Source organism: Rhizobacter terrae, from assembly GCF_003852895.1.
GTDB classification, from domain to species: Bacteria; Pseudomonadota; Gammaproteobacteria; order Burkholderiales; family Burkholderiaceae_C; genus Albitalea; species Albitalea terrae.
Map to the genome: position 1 here is coordinate 212,645 of NZ_QUSW01000002.1, position 23,088 is coordinate 235,732.

Genomic DNA, 23,088 nt, shown 5'->3' on the forward strand with positions numbered 1-23,088 from the left:
CAAGGGCATTCAGATCACTTGGCCAGGCGTTGCCATTTCACGCCCCACTTCATCAGCGGCGTGAAGGCTTCCACCATTTCCAGGCCCAGCGGCGTGAGCGCGTAGCCTTCGCCCGGCTGCAGCTCGACGAGCGCAGCCTCGCGCAGGTCGGAAAGCCGGGCGTTCACCACCGTGGGCGAGAGGTCGTCGCAGGCCTCCTGCAAGGCACGAAAGGTCTTGGGTCCCAAATAGAGTTCCCACACCACCCGCAAGAGCCACTTGCGCTGGAACAATTCCAGCGTGGCATTCACGGCTTGCTTCACCTCGGCTTGCTTGCTGTTTCGGGCGACCATGGAGTGATGACGGAGTTGCTACACGAAATGTAGCGTTTCCACGGAGCGCACAGGCATCGCACCTCTGTCGCCGCGGCAACATTGCAGCCTGCGCCACTCTTTCGATAATCTCCGCAACGTCTTCCCCCCACACGCCATGAACCTCACGCCGCTTTCCAGCATCCTCTCGGGCCGCCGCCAGGCCGGCCCGGACGTCACCTTCGAGATTCCGCAGGACTGGCTGCAAGGCCGCACCTCCTTCGGCGGGCTCGTCTCGGTGTTCGCGGTGCAGGCCATGCGCGACGTGGCCGGCGGCAGCTGGCCGGCCACGGTGAGCCTGCGCGCCCTGCAGACCAGCTTCATCGCACCGGTGGAACAAGGCCCGGTCACCGTCACGGGCCAGGTGCTGCGCGAAGGCAAGAACGTGCGCCAGGTGCAGGCCACCGTGAAGCAGCGCGGCGAGGTCTGTGCGTTGATGGTGGGCGTGTTCGGCAGCGACCGCGAAACCATCGTGCCGCCGCTGGAACCGGTGCAGCCGTCAGTACCCAAGGACCACGACGAGCTGCGCGCCTTCCCCTTCATTCCCGGCACGCGGCCCAACTTCACCGCGCACCTGGACATGCGCTGGGGCGACGGCGCGCCGCCCTTCACCGGCGTCGAGACCTGGATCGCGGCGCTGCACCTGCGCCTGCTCGATGAAGACACCGCATCGCGGCCGAGCGAGCTCATGACCGTGCTGATGGCCGATGCCTCGCCCACGCCGGTGCTCAGCCGCTTCAGGTCGCCCGTGCCCGCCAGCTCGGTGTCATGGGCACTGGAGCTGCGGCCGCTGCCGCCGGGCGAAGAACTGGATGGCTGGTGGCGCGCCGACAACAAGGCCATCGCCGCCGCGGGTGGCTACGTGAACCAGCAGTCCATGCTGTGGGCGCCGAGCGGCGCGCTGGCCGCCCTCGCCTACCAGGTGGTCACGGTCTACGGCTGATCGCTGCGGCACAGCGCCGCGACCATGTCCGACTGCGTGATGATGCCCACCAGCCGGCGCTCGTCGTCGATGATGGGAATGTGGTGGTGGCCGGTGGCGGCGAACATCGGCACGAGTTCGCTGATGGGCCGGTCGCGGCTGGCCACGCGCACCTGCCGCGTCATGATCTGGCCGACGGATTCGGCCTTGTCGGTGTGCGAGTTCGGCGTCGGGCGGATCAGCGAACGCAGGCGCCCGGCCCAGCCGTCGTGCACGTCCAGGTCCGCGCCCTTGAGGAAGTCCGCCAACGTCACCACGCCCACGATGCGCCGTGCGCGATCGATCACCGGCAGGGCCTTGATGTGGTGGGCACGCAGCAGCGCCCAGGCCTCCTGCAGCGGCGTGCCGTACTCCACCGTGAGCACCTCGCGCGACATGATGTCTTCGCAGCGGACCTCATCCATGCGGCGCCGGTAGGCCTGCACCTCGGCCTGTTCCAACAGGCTGCGCAAGTCGTCGCGGCTCACGTCCAGCACCTGGTTGTAGCGGGCCAGCACGGTGTCCAGGTCTGCTTCGCTGAAGCGCGCGGTGGGCACGGCCGCTGCGGGCGCGGGCATGGGGCGGAACTGCCCATGCGGGTAGCGGCGACGCGTGGCGCTGTTGTAGGCCACCCCGGCCGCGACGAGCAGGAGTGAGTTCACGAGCACAGGGAACACGACGAAGTGGAAGTCGCTCACACCCGACAACACCACCAGCAAGGCACTCGCGCCGCCAGGCGGGTGCAGGCAGCGCAGCGAGAACATCACGCCGATGGCCAGCCCCACTGCCACGCCGGCCACCCAGGGTTCATGCCCGACGGCATGTCCGCAGAGGATGCCGACCAGCGCCGACAGCACATTGCCACCCACCACGGCCCAGGGCTGCGCGAGCGGACTGGCAGGCACGCCGAACACCAGCACCGCGCTCGCGCCGATGGGCGCGACCAGCCATGGCAGCGCCGGGTCATGCGGCAGCACGAAACGGCACAGCGCACCCGTGACCAGCAGCCCGACGAAAGCGCCCAGCACGACACGAATGCGCTCCTTGCCATCGACGGCCATGCGCGCGGGCAGGAACTCGCGCCACCAGGCAGCAAGGCGGGCGGGAGATTCAGGCACGGCGGAGGACTCTGAACTGCTGGGCATGGCCGCTCGCAAAAAGCCTGGATTCTGCCCGGCCGATCAAGCGGCGGGATGCGGGGTTGCCGCATCCGCGGCCATGCGCAACCACGGCCACCGCGCCCGGTAGGACGCTGCCTTGCGCTCGAAGAGGTCGCGGTGCGGCACCAGCGGGTTCATGCCCAGCACGCCGTCGTACAGCAGCGCCAGCCCGTAAGGTGCGCAGACCTCGCCCGGCCGCACGCCCACGCAGGTCGACGGCACGAGGAAGCGCTCGATGCCGTGGCGCGAGCTGTGCAGCGGCGCATAGGGATGACCGAAGTACGACTCGTACCACAGGTGCACGCGCGCCTGGTTCGACGCTTCGATGCACACGCCCAGGTCACCCAGCAGCGCATCGACCCGAGCCTGCACTGCACGCTCGCCGGCTTCGCTCAGGTCGCCGGCATCGAAGTAGAAGAGGTCGTAGTCCTTGATGTCCGCTTCAGGCGGCCGGCCGGATTGCAGGTTCCAAACCGTCTGGAACAGGCAGCCTGCGACCAGCCAGGCGTCGGGCAGGGCCAGGTCGTCCCATCGTTCGAGGATGGCGCGGTTGTGGCGGTTGGCGAGGACGTCGGCGAGGAATCGGTCTTGCATGAATGACAAAGGCCCGCCTGACAGCGGGCCTCCTGGTGATGCGTGGAAGGCGTCAGCCCGGCAACAGCGTCGACCACGGCACGTCCGTCGTCGACTCGTAGGTGCCGTCCAGGTTGCCATCCAGTTCGAGCCGCACGGTGGTCGCGTCCAGCACCGTCAGGCGCAGTGCGGACGAACTGCCGGTGACGCGCAGCACGCCGGCACGCGGGTAGGTGTCACTGGACCATTGCAGCAGCGCGGTCGGCGTCTCCAGCTGCACCCGGCCGCCGATGGCGGTGGTGCTGAAGCTGCCGCTGAAGGTGGCCGTGGACGTGTCCACGCCGCCGGGGGTGGACGACAGGACCTCGGTCACGTTCAACGCGAAGCCTGCGTCGAAGCTCACGGCGTCAGTCTGGCTGCCGCTCACGCTGGCGCTCAGGCCGCTGGAGCCCACCGTCAGGGTGGCCTGCGTCTGCGTCGTCGAGACCTCGGTGAAGTTCAAGGTCAGTCCACCGTTCATGGCGGCCGTGCGGCCGCCTTCGACCACGGTCAGGGCGTTCATCGACAGGCTGCCATTGAAGGACACGAGCCCGCCGTTCACACTGACGCCGCCCAGCGCAATCGTCATGCTGCCGTTCACGCTGTCGGTGGCCGAGTCCTTGCATTGGTTGAAGCTCAGCGTCATGCTGTCGCCCGAGGTGGCCGTGCCGCTGTTGTCGGCGTCCACCAGGCTCAGCGTCATCGTGCCGCTGACGCCGCAGTTGACGGTGGTCGGCGCGACGGCCAGCGAACGCGAGGTACCGCCTGCACGGCTGGCCGACAGGGCCGTGCGCTGCGCATCGTTCGCAGCGGCCAGCGTGTGGCCCAGGTACATGGCCATGCCGGCGATCGAGTTGCCGGGCAGGCCCGCGGCCGAGCGCGTCACCGATTTCGCCGAGGCCGTGCCACCGGTCGAGTTGGCGTTGCCCACCCCGTCGCCCACGCCCACCAGGGCGGTCGATGCCGTGGCCGTGGCCCGGCCCACCGACTGCTGGTTCGAGGAATTGATGACCAGCAAGGGCGCGCTGGTGCCGCCGCTGCTGCCGCCCCCGCCGCCGCAGGCTGCGAGAACACTGGAACTGATGAGTACCGCGAGGATTGTGCGCATTGGTCATGCCTCCCATGGTTGCGCGAACGATTCGGCGAATCATAAGTGTGCCGGGTGCATGAATCGTTTCCCGACGTTTCTGTCTCTTGGCCTCATTCCACCCTCGACAATCGCACCATGCCCACCCCGGCTTCCCCCGACCGCAGCGACCTTCTCGCCCGTGCCCGCGACGGAGATCGCACGGCGCTCGAATCGCTGCTGCGCGACTGCATGCCCGACCTCAGGCGCTACGCCCGCCGGCACTGCCCCGCCCACGAGGTGGACGACGCGGTCCAGGACGCTCTGTGGATCATGAGCCGCCGGGTGGGCGATGTTCGCGCAGCGCAGGCCTTGTCGAGCTGGTTGTTCCAGGTGGTCAGGCGCCTGTGCATCCGGGTGCTGGCGTTGCACCGGCCCACCGAGACGCTGGACGCGCAAGCCCCCGAGCTTGCCCAGGACGATGACGAGGTGCGCGCCCTGCGCATCGACCTCGCCCGCGCCCTCTCGGCCATGGCACCGATCTACCGCGAAACGCTGATGCAGGTGGACGTGCTGGGCCACACGCTGGAGGAAGCGGCCCACGCCCAGGACATCACCGTGGACGCCGCCAAGAGCCGGCTGCACCGGGCACGGCGCATGCTGCGCGAGCACATGCACGCGCAGCCGCAGGCGGCGTGATTCAGCGCCCGGCCGTGGCGGGTTCGAGCCCCTTCACCTGCTGGATCTCCGCCTTGGGCGGCGCGCCGAACAGTCGCCGGTATTCGCGGCTGAACTGCGACGGGCTCTCGTAGCCCACGCGGTGCCCGGCCGCAGCGGCATCCAGCCCGTCGATCAGCATGAAGCGGCGGGCGTGATGCAGCCGCAATTGCTTCTGGAATTGCAGTGGCGACATCGCCGTCACCTGCTTGAAGTGGTGGTGCAGGCTGGACGCGCTCATGTGCACGGAGCCAGCCAGCTCCTCGATGCGCACCGGTTCCGCATAGCGCCGCTGCAGCAGCTCGATGGCACGGGCGATGCGGTGCGCATGGCTGTCGGCGGTGGCGAGTTCGCGCAGCCGGGGCCCAAGTTCGCCGGTGAGCACGCGGTAGTAGATCTCGCGCACGGCCATCGGCGCGAGCACCGGCAGGTCACCCGGCGTGGCCAGCAGGCGCAGCAGCCGCAGCACGGCATCCAGCAGCGGCGCGGACACGCGCCAGGTCTGCAAGCCGCGCGGTGCCCTGGCGGCTGCCTGGGCGGCCGTCGTATCCGATTGCAGGATGAGCCCGCCCACCTCGCGCGGATCGATGTTCAGCCGCACGCACAGGTAGGGCTTCTCGGGCGTGGCATCCAGGATCTGCCCCACCGAGGGCATGGGCACCGAGATCACCAGGCAGTGCAACGGGTCGTAGGTGAGCACCTCGCCCATGGCCGAGGCCTGCTTGCGCCCTTGCACCACCACGCAGATGCCGGGCTCGTACACCGTGGGCAATCGCTGCGCCGGCGCGCTGGCGCGGATGAGGTGCAGGCCGGGCACCTGGGTGGCATGCAGTCCGTCTTCCGGCGCGAAGCGCGACACGAGGTCGACCAGCTCCGACTGGTGCAGGTCCAGCGGCGAGACATCGGGCAGGTAGTGGACGTTGGATTCAGCCATGGGGCGATTGTGTCCATCCCGGCCACCCTGCGGGCAGCGGGGTCGGCGGGTCTGGAGGATCAGGCAATCATCCGCCAGCAATCCGCTACCGGGGTCGGGCCCTCGGCGAATAGCCTTCATGCATCCGCCAACCCACACCAAGGAGCTGATCCATGAGCACACGAATCCCCCGCCGCACCCTCGGCAACCAGGACCTGCAGGTCTCGGCCATCGGCCTGGGTTGCATGGGCATGTCCGACTTCTACGGGCCGGCCGACGAGCAGCAGTCCCTGAAGGTGCTGAACCATGCCATCGACATCGGCGTGAACTTCCTGGACACCGCCGACATGTACGGCATCAATGGCGCCAACGAACGGCTGCTGTCGCAGGTGCTGCGCACGCGTCGCAACGAAGTGGTGCTGGCCACCAAGTTCGGCAACGTGCGCGGCCCTGATGGCGCCTTCCTCGGCATCGACGGCAGCCCTGACTACGTGCGCCGCGCCTGCGACGCCAGCCTGCAGCGGCTGGGCGTGGACCACATCGACCTGTACTACCAGCACCGCGTGGACCGAAAGGTGCCCATCGAGGAGACGGTGGGCGCGATGGCCGAGCTGGTGAAGGCGGGCAAGGTGCGGCACCTCGGCCTGTCGGAGGCATCGGCCACCACCATCCGCCGTGCGGCCAAGGTGCACCCCATCGCGGCGCTGCAGTCGGAATATTCGCTGTGGACGCGCGACCTGGAGGCCGACATCGTGCCGGTGCTCGATGAGCTGGGCATCGGCCTCGTGGCCTACTCGCCGCTGGGCCGGGGCTTCCTCACCGGTGCCATCCAGAGCGCCGAACAGCTCGCGCCCAACGACTGGCGCCGCCAGAACCCGCGCTTCCAGGAACAGAACCTGAAGGCCAACCTGGCGCTGGTGGACGCGGTGAAGTCGCTCGCGGCCGACCGCGGCTGCACGCCGGCGCAACTGGCGCTGGCCTGGCTGCTGCAGCGCAGCCCGCGCATCGTGCCGATTCCCGGCACGCGGCGCATCGAGCGGCTGGAGGAGAACGCCGGCGCGGTGGCGGTGAGCCTGAACGCGGCCGAGCTGGCGAAGATCGATGAGGTGCTGAAGCTGCAGCCGGTGGCTGGCTTGCGTTATCCCGAGATGGGAATGGCCAACGTCAACGTTTGATCCGGCAGCCCGCGTCGGTCATGGCGCTGGCTTGTCGGCGGCCTTCTTTTTGGCCGCCGTCTTCTTCGGCGCCTTGGCCGGTGCCGCGGCCTCGTCGGCTTCTTCCGCCGGCTTGGTCGATGCCTTGCGAGCCACCGGCTTGAGACCCTTCTCGATCACCTCCGCCAGCCAGCCGTTGACGCCGCCTTCGTGTGCCGAGCCACGCTCGTTGATCTGCTTGACGAGATCCAGCGGCAGCTTGCAGGCAAACGGCACGAGGCCAGCCGCCGCATCACGGCGGCGCTGCTCCTTGCGGTCCAGCACTTCGGTGGCGCCTTGCGCGAAGCGGCCAGGCACACCGGCCGCCTTCATCTGACCGCTGATCTTCAGGCCCAGGTTCTTGGCCAGGTCGAACTTCTTGAGTGACATGTCGGATTCCTTGCTGACCCGAATCTTTTGTGAAGGCCAAAGTGTACGCACTGGCGACGGGACGGCGCGAGGTTCCATCGCACAATGGCACCGCGTCTTTTGGCCACAGGGAGGCACATGACAGCAGTCCGCTATCTCGTGAACGACGTTGACGCGTCGCTTCCTTTCTACGCTGCGCTCGGGTTCAAGCTCACGGATCGCTGGGGCCCGCCGTTTGCAATCGTCAAGCGCAAGGGCCTGTCGCTTTGGCTCAGCGGCCCCGGCACTTCTGCCCGCAAGAAGCTGTCCAACGGCTCCATGCCGGAACCTGGCGGCTGGAACCGTCTTGTCATCGAGGTCCGGGACTTGGACAGTACAGTCGTCAAGCTTGAAGGCGCAGGTGCGCGGTTTCGCAGCAAGCCCATCAAGGGGCCGGGTGGCCGTCAGGTCCTGGTCGAGGACCCGTCGGGCAACCCGATCGAGCTTTTCGAGCCGAAGGCCGAGTCCCAATGAACAGTCACATGGGCCATCCGGATCGCACCGCTGTCAAAGCCGAGCTGGACCGGCTGACCACGGAGTTTTTTCGCGCAGTGTCCTTTGAGGAAGGTGGCACGCCTGCGTTTGAAAATATCCACGGCCTGTTCATAGAGTCCGGTCTTCTCATCAAGAATGTTTCATCCAACACGGAGATTTCCACTGTCACCCAGTTCATCGAGCCTCGACAGGCCAGTGTGCGTTCGGGCGCACTGACCCGCTTCAACGAGACGGAGCTGTCGGAAACCACGGAGATCTTCGGGAACGTGGCTCATCGTTTCAGCTACGAGCCCACAGCCACCAGCGCAGGTGCCCGCTCGTGCCGATGACCGATCTTCTTGCCACCCTCCAATCGCTGGAAGTGGAGCTTCACCACCCCGGCGTGCGCTGCGATGCCCAGCGGCTTGAACAACTCCTTCACATCGACTTCCACGAAGTCGGGCGATCAGGTCGCAAGTACGACCGCGCCACCGTCATGCGTTTCCTGGCCGAGCAAAAGACCTCGCCGCCGGTGACCTCGGACCACTTCGCAGTTCAGCAATTGGCACCTGGCGTGGCATTGCTCACCTATCGCTCGGCGCATCGCCGGCCAGACGCCACGCTTGAGAACCACACGCTGCGCTCTTCGGTCTGGGTTCAAGTCGACGCCCATTGGCAACTCCTCTATCACCAAGGCACGCCCGCAGCGCAGCCGTGGTGAAGGGCTCTTGCCCCTGTGGACCATAATCGCCGCTTTCCCGAGCCGACCAGCGCAGGCCCCATGGCACTCAAAGCCACCATCTACAAAGCCAACCTCCAGATCGCCGACATGGACCGCAACGTCTACGGCGACCATGGCGTCACCATCGCGCGGCATCCGTCGGAGACCGACGAGCGCATGATGATCCGGCTGCTGGCCTTCGCGCTGAACGTGCCGGCCGACAACGACAACGGTGCGCTCGATTTCGCCAAGGACCTGTGGGACACCGACGAGCCCGCGCTCTGGCAGAAGGACCTCACCGACCAGATCGTGCAGTGGATCGACGTTGGCCAGCCCGACGAGAAGCGCATGATGCGCGCCAGCCCGCGCGCCGAGCGCGTGGCGGTCTATGCCTTCAGCGCCAGCTCGCCGATCTGGTGGAACGGCGTGGCCACCAAGATCACCCGTGCCGAGAACCTGAAGGTGTGGCTCATTCCCGCCGAGCAGAGCCAGGCGCTGGCCGCCCTGGCACAGCGCACCATGCAGCTGCAGGTCACCATCCAGGACGGCCATGTGTGGATCGGCGACGGCGCGGACTCGGTGGAGATCACGCCGCAGCCGCTCTACGGCGCGGCCTGAGCCACTGCCGGCTTCGCATCCAGCGCGTCGACCACCGCCTTCACCAGCTTGCCCGCGTTGTTCACCTGCCCGCACTGGCCGTAGGACACGCCCAGCCTCACCACCACCAGTTGCCGGCTGGGCACGATCACCACGTACTGCCCGAGGTAGCCGCGCGCGAAGTAGGCATCCGCCGGCGCGCCGGGCATGCCGAAGAGACCGCACTGGCCGTTGGCCGCCTGGCTGGTGTTGAGCCAGAAGCCCGAACCGTAGGCCGCTTCGGTCTTGGGCGTGGACGCGTTCTTCACCCAGCCCTCGGGCAGGATGCGCCGCCCCCCCGCCACGCCGTCGTTGAGGTACAGCATGCCGAAGCGCGCAAAGTCGCGGGCTGACGCGTAGAGGTGGCTCGGGCCCAGCGGCGTGCCGGTCTCGTCGAATTCGAAGGTCACGTGACGCATGCCGATGGGGTCGAACAGCTCGCGGTGCGCGAACTTGAGGACGCTGCCCGCATCGCCACCCGCCGCGTCGCGTACGGCGCGCGAGACGAGCATCAAGCCCAGGTCGCTGTAGGCCCAGCGCTTGCCGGGCTCGGCGTCGGGTCTGGCCGTGGCGGCGTAGGCGGCCATGTCGCGCTCCACGAACCACATGCGCGACGAGGCGTCCCAGCCGCCAGCATATTCATCGCCGGGCAGGCCGCTGACCATGCCCAGCAACTGGTCGATGGTGATGAGGTGTCGCGGGTCATCCGGCGACTGCCAGGCCTGGACCTGACCCGGTTCCGCCGGCTTGATGCGCCCCTCGCGCGCCAGCACGCCGACCAGCGCATGGGTGACCGACTTGGTGATCGAATGCCCGTGCAAGGCGGTGTCCACGCCGATGCCCGGCGCATAGCCCTCCCCGATCACCTGCCCGCGGTGCACCACCACCACCGCCTTGGTGCGGCGGTACGGCGGCTGGGCCGGCTCGACGAAAGCCTCGTCGATCGCGGCACGGATGGCGGGGTCGGCCGCCTGCACCGGCTCGGGCGGCGCGAAGCCGTCGGCCAGGTCGGGCAGGCGAGGCGGCACGTCCTGGACGGCCAGCGCCGGCGGCACCGCATCGCCATGCAGCACGGTGCAGCCCAGGCCTTCCTTGTAGACGGCTCGCTTCTCGAAGCCGCCGAGCACGGTGGTCGTCACCTCGCGGCGGACATCGTCCACCCGGTAGTTCATCGCCCAGCCGATCAGCTTCTGCCCGCCATCGGGCGCCATCTCCTCACGGTAGACGGTGTCCGCCGGCTGGCCGCCGATGAAGTGGTTGGAGCACAGCGCATGGCTGACGGACGATGTGCCGATGCGGATGGCCCGGCCAGCCGGCAAGTCGGCGCAGGACACGAGGCCCAGCACCAGGCCCACGGTGAGCACGCGACGGACGGCGCGGGGCGAAATTCGGAATGTCATGGGAAGCTCTCCTTTCGCCACCCAGCTTGCGGATGTGCGCAGGAAAAAGCTCGCCGACAGTGGAAATCACTGGCCGATTTCGAATTCGGCCAGCGGCATCGCGGTTTCGGCGGGCATGGGACGCCCGCCCTGGCGGCGGAATTCAGTCGGCGTGAGGCCGGTGTCGGCCTTGAAGGCACGGTTGAAGGGACCCAGGGACTGGAAGCCCGCGTCCATGGCGATGGTGAGCACCGGCAGTTCGGACTTGGCCGGATCGCGCAGTGCGGCTTTCGCATCGGCCAGCCGGTAGCGGTTGAGGAAGGCGTTGAAGTTGCGATGGCCCAGCCGCTGGTTGATGAGCCGGCGCAGGCGGTGCTCGGGCACGCCCAGCTGGCCGGCCAGCGCGCCGATGCTGGCGTCTTCCTGCCGGTGGAAGCGGTCGACCGCCATGACCTGGTCCAGCCGCTCGACCAGGCGCTGCTCGGCCGGGTCCATGGGTTCGGGCGGCGGTTCGGCGGCCTCGGCATCGATCACCGGCTGCGGCTGCACGGCCGTGGCGAAGATGCCGCCGCTGGTGGCCTGCAGGATGCGCGCGGCGATGACGGCCACGATCACCAGCAGCCCGCCCACATCCAGCAAGCCGGACGTGCCGCCCAGCCGGCCATCGCCTTGCAGCAGCCTGGTGGCGGCGGCAGTCACGGCATACACCGCGCCGGCACCGACGATGAAGATGCGCAGCCGCCGCCGTCGCTCCACCAGGTCACCGCGCCAGGTCGCCAGCGTCTGGGCGATGGCCAGCAGCGCGAAGAGCGAGGTCGCCACGTCGATGCCCCGCCCCAGGCTGCGAGCCGACGCGTGGTACTGCGGCAGCAGCACGAAGCAGTTCACCACCGGCGCCAGCGCCATCGCCGCCCAGGCCAGCGCATGCCAGGCGCCGGGCTCGAAGTCGTCATCGAACAGCGTGCGGGCAAACAGCCAGAACGCCACCGCGCCCCCAGCCGAGAGGGCCAGGATGGGCGCATGCCACCACAAGGCCGGCACTGCGAAGCCTGGAGACGACTGCAGCACGTAGGCCGACACGCTCAGCGCCAGCAAGGCGCCCATGCGCGCGGCGGGATGCCTCGGATGCCCCTTGGCCAGCAGCCCCGCCAGCATCAGCAGCAGGGCGATCAGCGCTGAGCGCAGCGCGATCTCCAGCGGGTCCAGGCCGCGCCAGTCCATGGGTGTTCAGAGCCAGTCGCAGGCCTTGTCCAGTTCGCCGCGGCTGGCGGCGATCTGCGCTTCCTTCTGCTTCTGGGCGGCGGTCTGGTTCGGCTCGACCGGTGTCTTGTACGAGGTCTGGGCGCGCACGCAGCGCACTTCCAGCGGACGGTTCTTGGCAGCGAAATCAGCCTTCGCTTGCGGTGCGTTGGCACAACCGGCCAAGGCCGCGACGCATGCAGCCGAGATGAGGATTCGGATCATGGCGAAACTCCTTGGTGTCCTTGGGTGTTGGCCGGAAGCTTAGCCTGCCCCGCAGGGAAGCTGCTCGGAAAGTGACGCTCGCGCAGCACCATGAACGGTGTCTCGACCACGCGGTAAAGCAGCCAGCCGACGACGAGGCTGGCGAGTACGGCCACCGCCACCAGCGACCATCGCCCGGGGATGGCCGCGCCCCACTGCGCCTTGATGATCTGCGCCATGGGCTTGTGCGTGAGGTAGATGGCATACGACCATGCCGCCAGCGCGGCGGCTCCGGGCACCCGCACCCGGTACAGCCACGAGTCGGGCGACAGGGCCGCCAGCACGAGCAGCCCGAACGCCATCGCGACCAGCGAATAGCCGAAGGTGCTGGCCGCCCAGCCGTAGCCATAGCCGTCGATGAAGTAGGAGTCGTTCAGCAGCCAGCCCACCGCCACCACGGCCAGCAAGCCGGCCGCCAGCCAGGCTTGCCCGTGGCGCGTCACGCGCGTCCAGGCATCGCGGTGAAAGTTCTTCAGCATGGCCACCGCCACACCGGGCAGGAATTCATCGAAACGACCGAAGGACGAGTAGTACACGTTCGGGTAGTAGTCCATCGAGCCGTTCTGAGTGACGAGGCCCGTGCGCGTCCACATCACGTGCCGGTAGGTCATGCCCGCGGCGATGCCGCCGATGACCAGCAGCCAGCCCCAGGCCACGCTGCGCCGCGTGGCCGCCAGCAGCAGGGCCACCGCCGGAAGCAGCAGGTAGAACTGCTCTTCCACGCACAGCGACCACGCATGCGAGAAGGCCGTGCCCGGCTCCAGGCCGATGTTCTGAGTGAAGGTCAGGAAGCGCCACAGCGGCGGCGGCGTGCGCCCGCCCATCAGCGTGGGAAAGAGGAAGAACAGCGCCAGCACCACGTAGAAATTGGGCAGGGTGCGCAGGAAGCGGCGGGCGTAGAAGGCCTTGAGCGACAGCGCCTCGCCCTTGGCCATTCCGCTGAAGATCTGGTTGCCGATGAGGTAGCCGCTGAGCACGAAGAACAGGTCCACGCCGGTCCATCCCAGCGTGCTGCCCAGGCCGAAGGTGGCCTCGCGGCTCACGAACACCTGGTAGTGGTACATGAAGACCAGCACGATGGCGATGGCGCGCAAGGTGTCGAGGCCGTCGAAGCGGCGCGGGGTCGGGGTGTTCACGGCAGCGGGGATTTTTTCTGGAAGCCGCGGATGGTAGGGCCTGGGCACATCGCTTGCCGCAATCCCTGACGACATTCATGCCTCATTGCTTTGGACACAATGCGCCATGGCTCACATCATCAAGCACGACACCGAACGCAGCCGCTTCGAGACCACCGTCGACGGCCAGCTGTGCGTGGCCGATTACCGGCTCGTGGACAAGGTCATGGTCATGACGCACACCTTCGTGCCGCCCCCGCTGGAAGGCCGCGGCATCGCCGCCGAAATGGTGGAGGCCGCGATGGACTACGCACGCAAGAACGACCTGAAGGTGGACCCGCGCTGCTCGTACGTCGCGGTGTACATGCGCCGGCATCCTGAGACGAAGGCACTGCACGTCTAGGGGTTCGTCCGGACCCCGCGCGCGCGGCAGAATCAGCGCTTCGCGCATCGGCCCACCGCCTGCGCGCGACATTCGCCCGGCGCGGCCCGCCTCATCCGGCAGCCGCGCCGACGTCCCAGGCTCCACCCACGTGCCTTCACCGCCATGCTGTCTTCCACGATCCGCCGCAGCGCACTCGCTCTTGCGGCCACATTGAATCTCCTCCTCCTCCCTCACGCCGCCATGTCCAAGCCCGCCACCGCTCCCCAGCCCGACGATGCATTCCAGTGGCTGGAGGACGTGCAGGGCGAGAAGGCGCTGAACTGGGTGCGCGAACGCAACGCGCTGTCGCAGAAGGAACTGCAGGCGCGGCCGGAGTTCGAGCCCATCCGCAAGGGCGTGATGGAAGTGCTCAATGCCAAGGACCGCATTCCCTACTTCGCGCGGCGCGGCCCGTGGCTGTACAACCTGTGGCAGGACGAGACCAACAAGCGCGGCCTGTGGCGGCGCACCTCGCTGGAGGAGTTCCGCAAGGCGCAGCCGAAGTGGGAAACGGTGATCAACCTCGATGCCCTGGCCAAGGCCGAGAACGAGAACTGGGTGTGGGGCGGCTCGAACTGCCTCGGGCCTGACTATCGCCGCTGCCTGATCTCGCTGTCGCGCGGCGGTGCCGATGCGAAGGTGGTGCGCGAGTTCGACACCGTCAGCAAGACCTTCGTCAAGGACGGTTTCACGCTGCCCGAAGCCAAGAGCGACGTGGAGTGGATCGACGAGAACACCGTCTACGTCGGCACCGATTTCGGCCCCGGCTCGCTCACCGACTCCGGCTATCCGCGCGTGATGAAGCGCTGGAAGCGCGGCACGCCGCTCGCCGATGCCGTCACCGTCTTCGAGGCCGAGAAGAAGGACGTCGCGGCCGGCGTATCGGTCTATCACACGCCGGGTTACCAGCGCACCCTCTTCAGCCGGTCGGTGGACTTCTTCCACAGCGAGACCATGATGCTCGTGGACGGCAAGCTGGTGAAGTTCGACATCCCCAGCGACGCATCGCCCTTCTTCATGCGCGACACGCTGTTCCTGCGCATCCGCAGCGACTGGAGCGTGGGCGGCAAGAACTTCGCCGCCGGCTCGCTGCTGGTCACCGACGCCGCGGCCTACCTCAAGGGCGAGCGCAAGCTGACCGCCCTCTTCACGCCCACCGCCAGCCGCTCGCTCGCGGGCTACACCGTCACGCGCGACCACGTCATCGTGAACGTGCTGGACAACGTGGCCAGCAAGCTGGAGCAGTGGCAAAAGAAGGGCAGCGAGTTCGTGTTCAGCGAGGTCAAGGCGCCCTTCCCCGGCACGCTGGGCGTGAGTGGCTTGTATGACGACGAGATCAAGGACGATCCGTTCGCCAACAACTACGTGATGACCTACACCGACTACCTCACGCCGGACTCGCTGTTCCTCGCCACGGCGGGCAGCGACAAGCGCGAGCTGCTGCGCCAGCGCCAGCCGCTGTTCGACGCGACGGGCATGAAGGTCGAGCAGCGCTTCGCCACCTCCAAGGACGGCACGCGCGTGCCCTACTTCGTCATCTGGCCCAAGGGCGCCAAGGCCGACGGCAAGAACCCGACGCTGCTGTATGGCTACGGCGGTTTCGAGGTGTCGCTGAATCCGTACTACTCGGGCAGCATCGGCCGCTCGTGGTACGAGCGCGGCGGGGTGTGGGTGGTGGCGAACATCCGCGGAGGCGGCGAGTTCGGCCCGGCGTGGCACCAGGCCTCGCTCAAGCAGAACCGCCAGCGCAGCTATGACGACTTCATCGCCGTGGCCGAAGACCTGATCGCGCAGAAGATCACCTCGCGCGAGCACCTGGGCATCGAAGGCGGCAGCAACGGCGGCCTGCTGGTGGGCGCGGTGTTCGTGCAGCGGCCGGATCTCTTCAACGCGGTGGTCTGCCAGGTGCCGCTGCTGGACATGCGGCGCTTCAACCAGCTGCTGGCTGGCGCCTCTTGGATGGGCGAGTACGGCGACCCCGACGTGCCGGAAGAATGGGCCTACATCTCGAAGTACAGCCCCTACCAGAACGTGAAGGCCGGCGTGAAGTACCCGCGGGTGTTGTTCACCACGTCCACCCGCGATGACCGCGTGCATCCGGGCCATGCCCGCAAGATGGTGGCACGCATGCTCTCGCTGGGCTACGACCCGCTCTACTACGAGAACATCGAGGGCGGCCACGGTGGCGCGGCAGACAACGAGCAGCGTGCGCACCTGCAGGCGCTGGAGTTCAGCTACCTGTGGCAGCAGTTGGGGGCGAAACAGCCATGAGTTCACCATCGCCGGAACAAGCACGCGAAGTGCTGGACTTCTGGTTCGGCCCGAACGATGAAGTGCGAGCCGAATGGTTCCGCAAGGATGCGGCCTTCGACGCCGAGATCGAGCGCCGCTTCGGGTCGCTGATCGTCCAGGCCATCGCGGGCGGATTGGATGCGTGGCAGGCTGCGCCCGATCCGGCGCTGGCGCGCATCGTCGTGCTGGACCAGTTCACCCGCAACACGCGGCGCAACAGGGCCGACGCCTTCGAGGGCGACGCGCTGGCCTTGGCCGGCGCCCGCGCCATGGTCGCCGCGGCCTTCGATCTCGCGGTGTCCGCCGTGCGGCGCCCGTTCGTGTACATGCCCTTCATGCACGCCGAAGGCCTGGAGGCCCAGGACGAATGCGTGCGGCTGTTCACCGAGCTGGCGCGGCTGTCGTCCGGGGCCGAGAGCAACCTGGACTATGCCCACCGCCACCGCGTCATCATCGAACGCTTTGGCCGCTTCCCGCATCGCAATGCAGCGCTCGGGCGCCCCTCGACGCCCGAGGAAACCGAGTTCCTCAAGCAGCCCGGCTCCGGCTTCTGAAAGGCGGGATTTCTCCGGGCGGCAGCATCCCCACCCGGCCGCATAAGGTTGTTCCAAACACAGTCTTGGCAAATGCCGATGCAAGGGCGGATACTCGCTGCCCGCCGTTCGATTTCTCATCGACTCAAGGAGTCAGCCATGTCCTCGCTACGCATCAACGACACCGCCCCGAACTTCACTGCCAAGACCACGCAAGGCACCATCGATTTCCACCAATGGATCGGCGACAGTTGGGCCGTGCTGTTCTCGCACCCCAAGGATTTCACCCCGGTGTGCACCACCGAACTGGGCTACATGGCCAAGATCGAGCCGGAATTCAAGAAGCGCAACGTCAAGCTCATCGGCCTGAGCGTGGACCCGGTGGCCAACCACGAGAAGTGGTCCAACGACATCGAGGAAACGCAGGGCCACCGGCCCAACTACCCGATGATCGGCGACGATGACCTGGCAGTGGCCAAGCTCTACAACATGCTGCCGGCTGACGAAGCGGGCACCTCCGAAGGCCGCACCGCCGCCAACAACGCCACCGTGCGCTCGGTGTTCGTGGTCGGCCCGGACAAGAAGATCAAGCTCAACCTCACCTACCCGATGACCACGGGCCGCAACTTCGACGAGATCCTGCGCGTGATCGACTCGCTGCAGCTCACGGCCCAGCACAAGGTGGCGACACCGGCGAACTGGAAGCAAGGGGAAGACGTGATCATCGTGACCTCGGTCAACGATGAGGATGCGAAGAAGCTGTTCCCGGAGGGGTGGAAGGCGCCTAAGCCTTACCTGCGGATCGTCAAGCAGCCGGGTAAGTAAACGGCCCCCCAGTCGCTGGCGCTCCTGCCCCCAAGGGGCGCCACCCTGCGGACCGGCGAAGCCGGATCCGCGGGCGTGGCTTGATCTGTCGAGTCGCTTCGCGACTCTCCTTTCAGCGCATGTTGCCTGTGTGGCCGAGCGAATATCGGCCAGGCTGCGGCCACACTGTCAACCCGTGCGGCTCCTTGCCCACGGGAACGATCTGCACCTTCCCGTTGGTGGTGTCGAACACGTACACCACGTTGTCATAGCGGCCTGACAGCCACAGCTGCTTGCCGTCTTCGCTCACGTTGCCCATGTCCGGGCTGCCGCCACCGGGGATGGGCCAGTTGGCCACGACCTTCTGCGACGCGAAGTCGATCACCGACACGCTGCCCGGTCCGCGCTTGGCGCCGTGGATCTTGTTGGAGCCGCGGTTGGCCACGTACAGCGACTTGCCGTCGCGGCTCGGGTACAGCCCGTGCGTGCCCTTGCCGGTGTGGATGAAGCCCGTCTCCTGGAAGCTGGGGCCGTCCACCACGAACACGCCGTCGGCCATCATGTCGGCCACGTAGAAGGTCTTGCCGTCGGGCGACACGCGGATGTCCTGCGGCATCCTGCCCTTGGACAGCTTGAGGTAGCCCAGCACCTTGCGGTTCACCAGGTCGATCTTCACCAGCTTGCCGGTGAACTCGCAGGTGAAGATGGCCCACTTGCCGTCGATGGAGAAGTCGGCGTGGTTGATGCCGTCGCACTCCGGCGCGTCGATGGACGACTTCATCGCCATCGTCTTGGCATCGCGGAAGTCCAGGCGCTTGAAGGCCTCGGCCACCACGATGGCTTCCTTGCCGTCAGGCGTCCAGTACATGTTGTACGGGTCGTCGACCTTGATGGCCTTGCCGGCCTTGCCGGTGGCGGGGTCGATGGGCGTGAGGCTGCCGTTGGGGGTGTTCTCGGCGTTGTTGGCCACCCACAGGGTCTTCAGGTCCCACGAGGGCACGACATGCTGCGGGTTCACGCCCACGCGGAAGCGGTCCACCACCTTGAGCGTGGCCGGGTCGATCACCCAGACGTCGTTGCTCTGCAGGTTGGGCACATACACCCGCGGCAGGTGGCCCTTGACGGCCTCGCTGAGCTTGCCCTCGGCAATCTCGCTGTAGAGGTTGGACGGGTCGGGCACGCCCGGCATGCCCGGCACGGTGGCGACGGCCGGGGCCGCGGCGGGAGAGACAGGCGCAGAGGCCGGCGACGAGGCGGGGCCGGCAGCCAAGGCCGCCTGGCAGGCGATGGCGCTCACGAGCGCTGCAAGACGAAAATTCACACTGACTCCTCGAGACAACCCCGGATTCTGGCACCACCGGCCCGGGCAGGACGCCCCGGCCCTTGACCGGCGTCAAGGCCGTGCGATGGCACGCCGGATGGCCTCGATGCTGCGTCCAACGATCAGGTCCACGCCCAGTTGACCGGCTTCGGCGCTCGATGGCCGGGGGTCACCATACACGCCCTGGGATGCCCCGAGTGACGAAGCGTGAAGACGCTCCGTGCGCACCAGTTTCGCATCCACCGCCAGGGCCAGCGAGGTGTCGGCCGCGCCGGCGTGGGTGCCGATCTCCGCGTCCTTCAGGCCGCGCTTCTTCAGGGCCTGCGCGTAGTCGGTCTCGACCACCTTGTAGTAGTCCTCCAGCGCATGCACGCGCACCGGGGTGGCTGCCCATTCCCTGTTCAGCCTGGCCGCCACCTTCACCATGTTCTTCTGGTAGCCGCCGTGGTCGCCGATGAAGACCACGTCCTTGAAGCCATGCTGGCGGAAGCTGCGGGCGGCATATTCCAGCGTCGACTCGAAGGCGGCGTCGGGGATCGTGATGGTGCCTGGGAACTTCATGTGCGCCGTGGGCGGATTCACCGCGCCTTCGGGCACGTAGGCAATGACCGGCGCGACCAGCGTGTGCCCGACGCCTGAGGCGATCTTGCCCGCCAGCACGTGCGCTCGCACGTTGTGCTTGCCCAGCACCATCGCCGGGCCGTTCTGCTCGGTACCGCCGATGGGCACGATGATGGTGGTGCTGCCGGCCTGGACCTGCTCGCGCAGTTCGGTCCAGGTGAGGTCTTCCAGGTAGACGCTGTTCTGCGCCTGTGCGCTGAGCGCAGCTGCAGCCAAGCCAATGGTGATGATGAATCGCATCGCCCGATGGTAAGACCGGCTGCAGCCACACAATGCGCGCATGGCTGAACCCTTCAAGAACCTGCTCAATGCCGCGGTCGTCGCGGACATGTCCGACCGCCTGCGCAAGGCCTGGCCCCGCTTCGATGCCAAGCGATTCGAAACGCTCGCCCTGGATGGACTTGACGAGCTGGAGATGAAGGCCCGCGCAATGCACCTGTGCACGGCGCTGGAAGGCACCCTCCCCGGCGATTTCAAGCTCAGTGCGGACATCCTGCGCAAAGCCATCGAGGGCGGGCTCGCCAAGTGGGCGCTGTGGCCGGTGGGGGAATACGTGTCGCGCCACGGACTCGGTCATCCCGATCGCGCACTGGAGGTTCTGCATGCGCTCACGCAGAACTTCACCGCCGAATGGGCGATCCGGCCGTTCATCCTGCAGCACCCGGAGCTCACGTTCGCGACGCTGGCCCGGTGGGTGGCCGACCCCAGCGAGCACGTGCGCCGCCTCGTCAGCGAAGGCAGCCGCCCTCGCCTGCCCTGGGGCCTGCAGCTCAAGCCGCTCATCGCCGACCCCACGCCCACCCTGCCGCTGCTTGAAGCGCTGATGGACGACGACAGCGACTACGTGCGCAAGAGCGTGGCCAACCACCTCAACGACATCGCCAAGGACCACCCGCACCTCGTCGCGGATTGGCTGGACAAGCACCTGCCCGGCGCGTCAGCAAAGCGGAAGGCACTGCTTCGCCATGCCAGCCGCACGCTCATCAAGAAGGGCGATGCCCGCGTGCTGGGCGCCTTCGGCCAGGGCGCGAAGTTCAAGGGCGAGGCCGTGCTGTCGCTGTCGCCGCGGCGCATCCGGCTGGGCGACTCGGTCACGCTGGACGTGCTGCTCACACCCGCCGGCAGGAAGAACCAGTCACTGGTCATCGACTACGCGGTTCACCACGTGAAGGCCAACGGCGGCACCTCGCCCAAGGTCTTCAAGGGCTGGACGCTCGATCTCGCGGCACCGCGCGCGCTGCGCCGGCAGCATGCGGTCAAGCCCATCACCACACGCAAATACTTCAGCGGCGTGCACCGCATCGAACTGCTGATCAACGGCCGCGTGGAGGCCCACGCCGATTTCGCACTGACGTGCTGATTTAGCCCTTTCGTACGCAACTCGCGCAAGCTGTTGCACAGCGCTTTCATCGAGGAGAGACACGCGCAACGCAATTGCCGGAAATCGGCCTTCTTTCGTGATGCAGTTCGGGAATCACCGCGAAGGTTCGGTTGCCATCTTTTCTAGCGTAAACCCTCACCTTACACTCCCTTTCATTCCCACCTTGCTTGATTCGGATCCGTGATGCGGATTCGGATCATTGCTGCGTGTCGCTGGCCTTGGCCCTACCCCGCCCTGGACCGTGGAACGTGGCTGCATGCCGCCATTGACGGCGTGAAGCAATCCAGGTGAGACCCCGGCTCCCCCCGGCCTTCGCAGGCCGGCCGCGCGCGAGCCGACCCGCCGATCAAGAACGCTGGATGGCGTGGATCACCGGCTCGAAGTCCGAGCAACCCGGTGGCCGCCAGCAGAAAACGTCGGCGCAGAACCCGCAGAGGAGGCGTGGGTTCACGGGTTGCATCAGGAAGCGGTATGCCATCAACGGCCCTTCATGAGGCCGGTGCCAGCGCAGTCGCAACAAGCGGCGCGCGAAGCAGTGGCCCCAACAACACGAATCGTCAAAACAAAGCAGCCCGGCGGGCGGCTCGCGTACGAACGCGTGTCCAGCACTTGCCGGTGAGTCGAAGCATTGTGGAAGGGGTGAATCGTGGACCAGATGAACAGCGCGGTCGCGCGCGCCGGAATCGAGCGGCGTGGACGCAGCGACGTGGCGGAGCAGCCTCAGCAGGCGCCCAACATCGAGGCGGCGGAACTGATCGTCGCCTACCTTGAAAAGATCGGCGTGCAGCACGTCTTCGGCGTGCCGGGCGGCGCCATCGAGCCGATCTACAACGCCTTGGCCCGCAGCGAGCGGCGCGGCGGCGTGCGGGCGGTGGTGGCGCGGCACGAGGCCGGCGCGGCCTTCATGGCCGACGGCTATGCGCGCGAGACGGGCCGCATGGGCGTGGTCATCGCCACGTCCGGGCCCGGCGCCACCAACCTCATCACCGGCGTGGCCAGCGCCTATGCCAACAGCGTGCCCATGCTGGTCATCACCGGCCAGCCGCCCATCCATGCGTTCGGCAAGAACGCGCTGCAGGACTCGAGCTGCACCGGCATCAACACCGTGGGCATGTTCCGGCACTGCACGCGCTACAACTCGCTGGTCTCGCACGCGGACCAGCTGGAGATCAAGCTCATCGGCGCGCTGATGCAGGCCTCGCAGACACCGCGCGGCCCGGCGCACCTGTCGATTCCAGTGGACATCCTGCGCGCCTCGGTGAAGGCACCGGCCGCGCAGACGGACTACACCTCCATCCTGCGCGCCAGGCCCTCGCTGGTGGACCTGCACACCGTGCGCGAGCTGCAGACCGAGCTCGAACGCGCCCGCGCACCGGTGTTCCTCATCGGCAACGGCTGCGGCGAGGCGATCGAGCTCATCCTCAAGCTGGTGGAAGCGACCAACGCGCTGTTCATCACCACGCCGGACGGCAAGGGCTTCATCAACTCGCGCCACCGCTCCTACCGCGGCGTGTTCGGCTTCGGCGGACACGACAGTGCCGATGCGCTGCTGAGCAGCAAGCCCGACCTGGTCGTGGCCTTCGGCACCGGCTTCGGCGAGTTCAACAGCCAGGGCTGGAGCGGCCACCTGCTGAGCAGCCGCCTGGTGCACGTGGACTCCTGCGAAGAGAACCTGATGCGCACGCCCATGGCGCGGCTGCATGTGCGCGGACGCATCATGTCCATCTGCGCGCAACTGCTGGAGCAACTGCGCCCGGCGCCCCAGACCAACGTTGTCGAGCTGCCCGATGCCGGTGGCGAACATGGCTGCAATCCGCATGTCACGCTGGACGGCCCCGAGCAGTACGAGTCCGACGCCACGCCCATCAAGCCGCAGCGCCTGATGCACGAGCTGTCGCGCCGCTTCCCGCCCAGCACGCGTTTCCTCGCCGACGCCGGCAACAGCATGACCTGGGCGGTGCACTACCTGCAGCCGCGCAATCGCCGCACGGCGCGCTCGGCCGACAAGCTGCTCGACCAGCGCAAGGACGGGCGCTCGGGCAATGCCAGCTGGCTGCGCGTGACCATGGACTTCGCCTCCATGGGCTGGGCCATCGGCGCGGCCGTGGGAGTGGCACGCGGCAACCCGAAGTGCCCGGTGGTGTGCATCACCGGTGACGGCAGCTACCTCATGAGCGGACAGGAGATCACCGTGGCGCAGGCCGAGGGCCTGTGCGTGATCTTCGTGGTGCTCAACGACAGCGCCTACGGCATGGTGATGCACGGCCAGCGCATGGCCGGCGCGGAACAGATCGGCTACGAGCTGCCGCAGGTGGACTACCGGTTGATGGCGCTGGCCATGGGTATTCCGGGTCATGTGATCGATTCGCCGGCCGACCTGGATGCCATCGACTTCGACGAGATGCTCTCGCGCAAAGGCCCCACGATGCTGGACGTGCGCATCGACCGGGAAGAGATTCCTCCCATGTTCCAGCGCCTGAAGTCGCTGGGATCCGTGAAATGAA

General features: G+C 67.3%; 25 protein-coding genes. 13 read left to right on the plus strand and 12 right to left on the minus strand.

The window, feature by feature from the left end:
* Nucleotides 1–14: 14 nt before the first annotated feature.
* The gene (locus DZC73_RS07920) at nucleotides 15–332 is read right to left on the minus strand and encodes a winged helix-turn-helix transcriptional regulator (protein ID WP_124539702.1); all 318 of its coding nucleotides are present in this window, start codon (nucleotides 330–332) and stop codon (nucleotides 15–17) included.
* Between the two features lie 136 nt (nucleotides 333–468).
* On the opposite strand from DZC73_RS07920, the gene DZC73_RS07925 reads away from it, so the two are divergent.
* Nucleotides 469–1,293, plus strand: coding sequence for an acyl-CoA thioesterase (locus DZC73_RS07925; protein ID WP_124539703.1), 825 nt, complete (start codon nucleotides 469–471; stop codon nucleotides 1,291–1,293).
* Here DZC73_RS07925 and DZC73_RS07930 read toward each other — a convergent pair.
* The 3 genes from DZC73_RS07930 to DZC73_RS07940 are packed head-to-tail and all read right to left on the minus strand — an operon-like array spanning nucleotide 1,284 to nucleotide 4,191.
* Nucleotides 1,284–2,456 carry an HPP family protein gene (locus tag DZC73_RS07930; RefSeq protein WP_124539704.1) on the minus strand — a complete coding sequence of 391 codons (1,173 nt, stop codon included), beginning with the start codon at nucleotides 2,454–2,456 and terminating at the stop codon, nucleotides 1,284–1,286. The genes DZC73_RS07925 and DZC73_RS07930 overlap by 10 nt on opposite strands.
* Nucleotides 2,457–2,492: 36 nt before the next feature.
* On the minus strand, nucleotides 2,493–3,065 hold the full coding sequence (locus tag DZC73_RS07935; RefSeq protein ID WP_124539705.1) for a nucleotidyltransferase family protein: 573 nt from the start codon (nucleotides 3,063–3,065) through the stop codon (nucleotides 2,493–2,495).
* A gap of 52 nt (nucleotides 3,066–3,117) precedes the next feature.
* Complete coding sequence (locus tag DZC73_RS07940; protein WP_124539706.1) at nucleotides 3,118–4,191, minus strand: hypothetical protein; 1,074 nt, start codon at nucleotides 4,189–4,191, stop codon at nucleotides 3,118–3,120.
* Nucleotides 4,192–4,308: 117 nt separating this feature from the next.
* On the opposite strand from DZC73_RS07940, the gene DZC73_RS07945 reads away from it, so the two are divergent.
* Nucleotides 4,309–4,848, plus strand: a complete 540-nt coding sequence (locus tag DZC73_RS07945) for an RNA polymerase sigma factor (RefSeq protein WP_124539707.1) — start codon at nucleotides 4,309–4,311, stop codon at nucleotides 4,846–4,848.
* A gap of 1 nt (nucleotide 4,849) precedes the next feature.
* Here the strand turns inward: DZC73_RS07945 and DZC73_RS07950 are convergent, their stop codons facing one another.
* The gene (locus tag DZC73_RS07950) at nucleotides 4,850–5,800 is read right to left on the minus strand and encodes an AraC family transcriptional regulator (RefSeq protein WP_124539708.1); all 951 of its coding nucleotides are present in this window, start codon (nucleotides 5,798–5,800) and stop codon (nucleotides 4,850–4,852) included.
* A gap of 152 nt (nucleotides 5,801–5,952) precedes the next feature.
* Between DZC73_RS07950 and DZC73_RS07955 the strand changes: the two genes are divergently transcribed.
* Nucleotides 5,953–6,954 carry an aldo/keto reductase gene (locus DZC73_RS07955; protein ID WP_198414802.1) on the plus strand — a complete coding sequence of 334 codons (1,002 nt, stop codon included), beginning with the start codon at nucleotides 5,953–5,955 and terminating at the stop codon, nucleotides 6,952–6,954.
* 18 nt (nucleotides 6,955–6,972) lie between these two features.
* Here the strand turns inward: DZC73_RS07955 and DZC73_RS07965 are convergent, their stop codons facing one another.
* On the minus strand, nucleotides 6,973–7,362 hold the full coding sequence (locus DZC73_RS07965; RefSeq protein ID WP_198414803.1) for a hypothetical protein: 390 nt from the start codon (nucleotides 7,360–7,362) through the stop codon (nucleotides 6,973–6,975).
* Nucleotides 7,363–7,479: 117 nt separating this feature from the next.
* Here DZC73_RS07965 and DZC73_RS07970 point away from each other — a divergent pair, with 117 nt between their 5' ends.
* The 4 genes from DZC73_RS07970 to DZC73_RS07985 are packed head-to-tail and all read left to right on the plus strand — an operon-like array spanning nucleotide 7,480 to nucleotide 9,193.
* Complete coding sequence (locus DZC73_RS07970; RefSeq protein ID WP_124539709.1) at nucleotides 7,480–7,854, plus strand: VOC family protein; 375 nt, start codon at nucleotides 7,480–7,482, stop codon at nucleotides 7,852–7,854.
* Entirely contained in the window at nucleotides 7,851–8,204 is a 354-nt protein-coding gene (locus tag DZC73_RS07975) for a hypothetical protein (protein ID WP_124539710.1), read from the plus strand. Before DZC73_RS07970 ends, DZC73_RS07975 begins: the two co-directional genes overlap by 4 nt.
* Nucleotides 8,201–8,575 (plus strand): nuclear transport factor 2 family protein, encoded by a 375-nt coding sequence (locus DZC73_RS07980; RefSeq protein ID WP_124539711.1) that lies wholly within the window; start codon nucleotides 8,201–8,203, stop codon nucleotides 8,573–8,575. Before DZC73_RS07975 ends, DZC73_RS07980 begins: the two co-directional genes overlap by 4 nt.
* Nucleotides 8,576–8,635: 60 nt before the next feature.
* Entirely contained in the window at nucleotides 8,636–9,193 is a 558-nt protein-coding gene (locus tag DZC73_RS07985) for a YaeQ family protein (RefSeq protein ID WP_124539712.1), read from the plus strand.
* Here DZC73_RS07985 and DZC73_RS07990 read toward each other — a convergent pair.
* From DZC73_RS07990 to DZC73_RS08005, 4 genes are all read right to left on the minus strand, one after another.
* Nucleotides 9,178–10,611 carry a serine hydrolase domain-containing protein gene (locus DZC73_RS07990; RefSeq protein WP_124539713.1) on the minus strand — a complete coding sequence of 478 codons (1,434 nt, stop codon included), beginning with the start codon at nucleotides 10,609–10,611 and terminating at the stop codon, nucleotides 9,178–9,180. The genes DZC73_RS07985 and DZC73_RS07990 overlap by 16 nt on opposite strands.
* Nucleotides 10,612–10,677: 66 nt before the next feature.
* Nucleotides 10,678–11,811 carry an AraC family transcriptional regulator gene (locus DZC73_RS07995; protein ID WP_124539714.1) on the minus strand — a complete coding sequence of 378 codons (1,134 nt, stop codon included), beginning with the start codon at nucleotides 11,809–11,811 and terminating at the stop codon, nucleotides 10,678–10,680.
* A 6-nt stretch (nucleotides 11,812–11,817) separates the two neighbouring features.
* Entirely contained in the window at nucleotides 11,818–12,054 is a 237-nt protein-coding gene (locus DZC73_RS08000; protein WP_124539715.1) for a hypothetical protein, read from the minus strand.
* Nucleotides 12,051–13,229 (minus strand): acyltransferase family protein, encoded by a 1,179-nt coding sequence (locus DZC73_RS08005; protein ID WP_235835037.1) that lies wholly within the window; start codon nucleotides 13,227–13,229, stop codon nucleotides 12,051–12,053. Before DZC73_RS08005 ends, DZC73_RS08000 begins: the two co-directional genes overlap by 4 nt.
* Before the next feature lie 106 nt (nucleotides 13,230–13,335).
* Between DZC73_RS08005 and DZC73_RS08010 the strand changes: the two genes are divergently transcribed.
* From DZC73_RS08010 to DZC73_RS08025, 4 genes are all read left to right on the plus strand, one after another.
* Complete coding sequence (locus tag DZC73_RS08010) at nucleotides 13,336–13,611, plus strand: GNAT family N-acetyltransferase (protein WP_124539717.1); 276 nt, start codon at nucleotides 13,336–13,338, stop codon at nucleotides 13,609–13,611.
* 222 nt (nucleotides 13,612–13,833) lie between these two features.
* Nucleotides 13,834–15,903 carry a prolyl oligopeptidase family serine peptidase gene (locus tag DZC73_RS08015; RefSeq protein ID WP_124539718.1) on the plus strand — a complete coding sequence of 690 codons (2,070 nt, stop codon included), beginning with the start codon at nucleotides 13,834–13,836 and terminating at the stop codon, nucleotides 15,901–15,903.
* On the plus strand, nucleotides 15,900–16,478 hold the full coding sequence (locus DZC73_RS08020) for a DUF924 family protein (protein WP_124539719.1): 579 nt from the start codon (nucleotides 15,900–15,902) through the stop codon (nucleotides 16,476–16,478). Before DZC73_RS08015 ends, DZC73_RS08020 begins: the two co-directional genes overlap by 4 nt.
* A 138-nt stretch (nucleotides 16,479–16,616) precedes the next feature.
* Nucleotides 16,617–17,282, plus strand: coding sequence for a peroxiredoxin (locus tag DZC73_RS08025; protein WP_124539720.1), 666 nt, complete (start codon nucleotides 16,617–16,619; stop codon nucleotides 17,280–17,282).
* 112 nt (nucleotides 17,283–17,394) lie between these two features.
* On the opposite strand, the gene DZC73_RS08030 is transcribed toward DZC73_RS08025, so the two are convergent.
* Both DZC73_RS08030 and DZC73_RS08035 read right to left on the minus strand, forming a co-directional pair.
* The gene (locus DZC73_RS08030) at nucleotides 17,395–18,582 is read right to left on the minus strand and encodes a YVTN family beta-propeller repeat protein (RefSeq protein ID WP_407924093.1); all 1,188 of its coding nucleotides are present in this window, start codon (nucleotides 18,580–18,582) and stop codon (nucleotides 17,395–17,397) included.
* A 72-nt stretch (nucleotides 18,583–18,654) separates the two neighbouring features.
* The gene (locus tag DZC73_RS08035) at nucleotides 18,655–19,443 is read right to left on the minus strand and encodes a creatininase family protein (RefSeq protein ID WP_124539721.1); all 789 of its coding nucleotides are present in this window, start codon (nucleotides 19,441–19,443) and stop codon (nucleotides 18,655–18,657) included.
* A gap of 40 nt (nucleotides 19,444–19,483) precedes the next feature.
* Between DZC73_RS08035 and DZC73_RS08040 the strand changes: the two genes are divergently transcribed.
* Nucleotides 19,484–20,563, plus strand: a complete 1,080-nt coding sequence (locus DZC73_RS08040) for a DNA alkylation repair protein (protein ID WP_124539722.1) — start codon at nucleotides 19,484–19,486, stop codon at nucleotides 20,561–20,563.
* A gap of 676 nt (nucleotides 20,564–21,239) precedes the next feature.
* Nucleotides 21,240–23,087 carry a thiamine pyrophosphate-binding protein gene (locus DZC73_RS08045; RefSeq protein ID WP_124540355.1) on the plus strand — a complete coding sequence of 616 codons (1,848 nt, stop codon included), beginning with the start codon at nucleotides 21,240–21,242 and terminating at the stop codon, nucleotides 23,085–23,087.
* The last annotated feature ends 1 nt before the right edge of the window (nucleotide 23,088 follow it).

What these genes read in the sequence shown, in the direction of transcription:
- DZC73_RS07920 (WP_124539702.1), bottom strand. Translation starts at nt 332, where the DNA reads ATGGTCGCCCGAAACAGCAAGCAAGCCGAGGTGAAGCAAGCCGTGAAT.
- DZC73_RS07925 (WP_124539703.1), top strand. Translation starts at nt 469, where the DNA reads ATGAACCTCACGCCGCTTTCCAGCATCCTCTCGGGCCGCCGCCAGGCC.
- DZC73_RS07930 (WP_124539704.1), bottom strand. Translation starts at nt 2,456, where the DNA reads ATGCCCAGCAGTTCAGAGTCCTCCGCCGTGCCTGAATCTCCCGCCCGC.
- DZC73_RS07935 (WP_124539705.1), bottom strand. Translation starts at nt 3,065, where the DNA reads ATGCAAGACCGATTCCTCGCCGACGTCCTCGCCAACCGCCACAACCGC.
- DZC73_RS07940 (WP_124539706.1), bottom strand. Translation starts at nt 4,191, where the DNA reads ATGCGCACAATCCTCGCGGTACTCATCAGTTCCAGTGTTCTCGCAGCC.
- DZC73_RS07945 (WP_124539707.1), top strand. Translation starts at nt 4,309, where the DNA reads ATGCCCACCCCGGCTTCCCCCGACCGCAGCGACCTTCTCGCCCGTGCC.
- DZC73_RS07950 (WP_124539708.1), bottom strand. Translation starts at nt 5,800, where the DNA reads ATGGCTGAATCCAACGTCCACTACCTGCCCGATGTCTCGCCGCTGGAC.
- DZC73_RS07955 (WP_198414802.1), top strand. Translation starts at nt 5,953, where the DNA reads ATGAGCACACGAATCCCCCGCCGCACCCTCGGCAACCAGGACCTGCAG.
- DZC73_RS07965 (WP_198414803.1), bottom strand. Translation starts at nt 7,362, where the DNA reads ATGTCACTCAAGAAGTTCGACCTGGCCAAGAACCTGGGCCTGAAGATC.
- DZC73_RS07970 (WP_124539709.1), top strand. Translation starts at nt 7,480, where the DNA reads ATGACAGCAGTCCGCTATCTCGTGAACGACGTTGACGCGTCGCTTCCT.
- DZC73_RS07975 (WP_124539710.1), top strand. Translation starts at nt 7,851, where the DNA reads ATGAACAGTCACATGGGCCATCCGGATCGCACCGCTGTCAAAGCCGAG.
- DZC73_RS07980 (WP_124539711.1), top strand. Translation starts at nt 8,201, where the DNA reads ATGACCGATCTTCTTGCCACCCTCCAATCGCTGGAAGTGGAGCTTCAC.
- DZC73_RS07985 (WP_124539712.1), top strand. Translation starts at nt 8,636, where the DNA reads ATGGCACTCAAAGCCACCATCTACAAAGCCAACCTCCAGATCGCCGAC.
- DZC73_RS07990 (WP_124539713.1), bottom strand. Translation starts at nt 10,611, where the DNA reads ATGACATTCCGAATTTCGCCCCGCGCCGTCCGTCGCGTGCTCACCGTG.
- DZC73_RS07995 (WP_124539714.1), bottom strand. Translation starts at nt 11,811, where the DNA reads ATGGACTGGCGCGGCCTGGACCCGCTGGAGATCGCGCTGCGCTCAGCG.
- DZC73_RS08000 (WP_124539715.1), bottom strand. Translation starts at nt 12,054, where the DNA reads ATGATCCGAATCCTCATCTCGGCTGCATGCGTCGCGGCCTTGGCCGGT.
- DZC73_RS08010 (WP_124539717.1), top strand. Translation starts at nt 13,336, where the DNA reads ATGGCTCACATCATCAAGCACGACACCGAACGCAGCCGCTTCGAGACC.
- DZC73_RS08015 (WP_124539718.1), top strand. Translation starts at nt 13,834, where the DNA reads ATGTCCAAGCCCGCCACCGCTCCCCAGCCCGACGATGCATTCCAGTGG.
- DZC73_RS08020 (WP_124539719.1), top strand. Translation starts at nt 15,900, where the DNA reads ATGAGTTCACCATCGCCGGAACAAGCACGCGAAGTGCTGGACTTCTGG.
- DZC73_RS08025 (WP_124539720.1), top strand. Translation starts at nt 16,617, where the DNA reads ATGTCCTCGCTACGCATCAACGACACCGCCCCGAACTTCACTGCCAAG.
- DZC73_RS08035 (WP_124539721.1), bottom strand. Translation starts at nt 19,443, where the DNA reads ATGCGATTCATCATCACCATTGGCTTGGCTGCAGCTGCGCTCAGCGCA.
- DZC73_RS08040 (WP_124539722.1), top strand. Translation starts at nt 19,484, where the DNA reads ATGGCTGAACCCTTCAAGAACCTGCTCAATGCCGCGGTCGTCGCGGAC.
- DZC73_RS08045 (WP_124540355.1), top strand. Translation starts at nt 21,240, where the DNA reads ATGAACAGCGCGGTCGCGCGCGCCGGAATCGAGCGGCGTGGACGCAGC.